This is a genomic window from Gluconobacter vitians (assembly GCF_015244565.1).
GTDB lineage: Bacteria > Pseudomonadota > Alphaproteobacteria > Acetobacterales > Acetobacteraceae > Gluconobacter > Gluconobacter vitians.
The window spans coordinates 1-3,583 of the sequence record NZ_JABCQG010000054.1 but is presented as its reverse complement, the minus strand read 5'-3'; the positions used below and the strand labels follow the sequence as shown (position 1 = coordinate 3,583).

Here is a 3,583-nt window from a genome sequence, read left to right as displayed (position 1 = left end):
TCAAGGAGTGGCGTGCAGTCGCGACCAGATACGAAAAAACAGCGGCGTCATTCCTTGCCGTCATACACATCGCTGCTGCTGCAGACTGGATCAAGTGCTAACAGGCCCTAGACTTTTCAAACTTATTTATTTCTTGGAGAGTTGCCTGATGCATCAGTTTCAGGCAAGGCGTAGTGTCATGAATCAGGTGCCCGTTGACGATACCCCTTCCGTAAATCACATACGTCTTGCTCAGAGCAGGATGCCGCGTATTAATGCTTGGGTACGCGGTAATCTTGGGCTTTGCGGTGGCGTTATTCTGCCCACTTTGTTGGCAGCTGCGTATTATGCCTTCTTAGCGACACCTCAATATGTCTCAGAGGCCGAGTTCGTCGTACGAGGACAGAATAACCAGCCGAATATGATGTTGGCAGGTTTGCTGGAGGGCAGTGGCGGAGGGGCGAGTGAAGATACATATGCTGTTCAAACATATGTAACGTCACGTGATGCTGCGCAGCTTCTGATGCGGACGCAAAATTTAAAGAGTGTTTACGATACACCTATTGCTGATGCGTTAGCGCGGTTTCCAAATTTCTATTCTGGGCACACGTTTGAGCATTTTTACAAATATTATAAAAAACATGTTGTATCAGAACTGGATACCACAACAGGTGTATCAATCCTCCAGGTTCGAACATTCAATGCGAATGATTCTCAAAGATTAGCCAAGGCTCTTCTGGACTCGGCAGAAAACTTGGTTAATGACATGAACACTCGGCAGCGAGCCAATACGATTGCGGCGTCATCCCATGAGCTTCATGCGACGCTGGAGAAGTTATCTGTCGTCAACAAGAAGATTGATTCATATCGCAACGAAATTGCGATGCTTAATCCAGCGCAGCAGTCTCAACCTGTTTTGAAGGATATCGCCAGCCTTCAAACTATGTTGATTACGACGCAGCTTGAGCTTGCGCAATTACAGCGCTCTACCCCGAAAAGCCCTCTGATAGAGGTACATAAACGCCGTATTGTTGCTTTGGAAGCAGAAATCAAAAATACGGAGACTAAAATAACTGGTTCGGATACATCTTTTGTTCCCAAGATCAGCGGGTATGAAGAGCTGGTTTTCCAGAGAACTCTCCTTGAAAAAGAAGTTGCTGCTGCCGATACTGCTGTAGCAGCTGCTAAGCTTCAAGCCGATCGTCAGCTTCTTTATCTTGATGAGATTACACAGCCTAATTTGCCAGATTATGCTGCTTATCCACACGCACTTTCTAATATTGCCGTGGTGTTTGCTGCAACATTCAGTGTGTATCTGATGATCGTATTACTGATCAGTGGCGCGCGAGAGCATAAGCTCACCTGAGGTGATTAGACCGTGTTACGTTGCATAGATGTTACTAAGGATTATCCGTCCGCGCATGGGCGTCGCAGGATTCTGAATAAGGTAAATTTCCAGCTTGCTCCAGGCGAGAAGCTTGGAGTGCTCGGCCGGAATGGTGCTGGAAAATCTACGCTTATTCGCCTCATAGGCGGTGTTGAACCTATGACGAGCGGTCGCATTGAACGGACAATGTCGATCTCTTGGCCGCTGGCATTTGGCGGGGCGTTTCAGGGAAGTCTGAGTGGCTTAGATAATCTACGATTTATCTGTAGAATTTATGGCTTGGATTACTCAGTTACTCGGGCATATGTCGACGACTTCGCAGAACTCGGGGCACAAATTGCTGAGCCCGTTAAAACCTATTCCTCGGGTATGCGTGCACGTTTGGCGTTTGCACTTTCAATTGTGATTGAATTTGACTGTTATCTGATTGATGAGGTTATCATGGTCGGAGACGCACGTTTTCATAAGCGTTGTCAGGAAGAACTTTTCGTAAAACGCAAAGACCGGGCTATGATTCTTGTATCTCACGATATGGGTTTTATGCGCGACACGTGTAACCGCGCAGCGCTTATCGCGAATGGTACCTTCACTCAATATAATGAAGACATCAGCGCGGCCATTTCCGCATATGAGGCCCTTTAAGAAGGGCCTCATGTATCCCTTAGTGGGCTACGTAAGCTGCGGTAATTGCAGGACTGATCAGCGTACTTATTAGCTGGTCAAATTTGTAAAATTTGTTCGTCTTTGCATTAGCTATCAGCAAAACATCTTTTGTTTTCATAGGAATGCGCTGAGCAAGGAAATAGCTGCTCGGGTTCATCATGTCGATCTGGTAGACGACTGGTATTCCTTGGGGTGTAGGAGGCGTATCGAGACCAAGCTGTTTCGCTGCAACGGGATCTTCAAAACGAAAAAGAAAGGCTGCATTTGGATCAGCCCTATTATCGTTCGGTCCACCAACGCGTGCCAGTGCTTCTGCAAGAGAAACATGTGGGGATTTAAAAGGAGTTTCCGTGGCTTGCGTCCCTGCTGCGCCGAAGACGGTGTAGGTGCGGGGTTGATAAATAACGTGAATTCGGTCTCCGGGATGGGCATGGATATCTTCTTGTGGGAAAGATTCCAGTGTACCTAAATCTGTTGCCCCAACTTTGTCGCCGCGTACCAGTTCGACATGAGAGTCTTCTGGAGGATAAACGGCCCCTCCTGCTATGGCGACAACATCCGATAAATGTTCTTGAGCTGTACTCAAGACAACTCGTCCTGGGTGGTGAACTTCGCCTGAAACGATTACCGTATTAGCGATATCGCTTGATATGCGCACCATGACCTGTGGGTTTTGGGATTTTCCACTCAGATTGCCCCGGATAATTTCTGCAAGTGCTTGCGGCGTCAATCCGGCGGCATGCAGTCGCCCGACATATGGAATATTAATAGTGCCATCTGTTTCCACCTGCGTAGGAGGAAGATTCTGGTTGGTCACATTCGCAGAAGGACCTGGCGCAACACCGGGAATAGCCTGGCCCCCTGTAGGAGCAAAAAGGCCACTTCCTAACTCAAAAATGGTAATTGTCAGAACATCGCCTGCCCCAATTCGGTCGTTCCGAGATGAGGATGAGGACGCTATATCAAGGCTTGAAATCAGGGGGGGGATTTCAGCGGACAGGATACCTGCCACCTGAGGTGTTACCGATATAATATGGAATCCGAGTGGATTAAGCTGTTGCGACCGCGCAGCCTCTAGCACCTTGCTTTCTGTAGGGCCGCTGTCGGGCAGGGTATTACACCCGCTGAGAGTTAAAGCTCCCAGACTGCTCAGGCAGGCTAAAAATGTTTGCACTGAATTTTTACGGCGGCGAGCACATTTGAGATGTCCAAGGCACATCAAAGGTCAAATCTTTCAGTTCTGAGCGGATGAGAGAATTATACGATACATTTCGATGAAACACCTCTGGTAGGATGGCATGCTGAATCGGGTTGCCTGTTGATATCCAGCTGCTCTGAGGTTCTCACATAAAGCATCGTCTTGATCTAATCTGCGTATCACGTTGGTGATTGCCTCAATATCATAGGCTTTCGTTCGTAGCGATGCGTCTCCTCCTCCTTCCAGAAGAGGTGGAGGGATTGAAGAACCGTCATTGAAGTTCCTGTGACCTGATTTTGAGGCTCATTAGGCTGCTTTGATGGTTTTTGGATCTGGCTTTCACTTTGCGTTTTGAG

General features: G+C 47.9%; 3 protein-coding genes and 1 pseudogene. 3 read left to right on the top strand and 1 reads right to left on the bottom strand.

Annotated features, from left to right (window positions below):
• From HKD24_RS14845 to HKD24_RS14835, 3 genes and pseudogenes are all read left to right on the top strand, one after another.
• Nucleotides 1-101 (top strand): annotated as a pseudogene (locus tag HKD24_RS14845) (IS5-like element ISMex42 family transposase); the annotation flags it as partial.
• A gap of 47 nt (nt 102-148) precedes the next feature.
• The gene (locus tag HKD24_RS14840; RefSeq protein WP_228124483.1) at nt 149-1,345 is read left to right on the top strand and encodes a capsule biosynthesis protein; all 1,197 of its coding nucleotides are present in this window, start codon (nt 149-151) and stop codon (nt 1,343-1,345) included.
• A gap of 12 nt (nt 1,346-1,357) precedes the next feature.
• On the top strand, nt 1,358-2,008 hold the full coding sequence (locus HKD24_RS14835; RefSeq protein ID WP_194260940.1) for an ABC transporter ATP-binding protein: 651 nt from the start codon (nt 1,358-1,360) through the stop codon (nt 2,006-2,008).
• A gap of 19 nt (nt 2,009-2,027) precedes the next feature.
• Here HKD24_RS14835 and HKD24_RS14830 read toward each other — a convergent pair whose 3' ends face one another.
• Nucleotides 2,028-3,248, bottom strand: a complete 1,221-nt coding sequence (locus tag HKD24_RS14830) for a polysaccharide biosynthesis/export family protein (RefSeq protein ID WP_194260939.1) — start codon at nt 3,246-3,248, stop codon at nt 2,028-2,030.
• Nucleotides 3,249-3,583 lie beyond the last annotated feature (335 nt).

Bases quoted from the DNA above. Each gene is read 5' to 3' on its own strand.
- HKD24_RS14840 (WP_228124483.1), top strand. From the start codon at position 149: ATGCATCAGTTTCAGGCAAGGCGTAGTGTCATGAATCAGGTGCCCGTT.
- HKD24_RS14830 (WP_194260939.1), bottom strand. From the start codon at position 3,248: ATGTGCCTTGGACATCTCAAATGTGCTCGCCGCCGTAAAAATTCAGTG.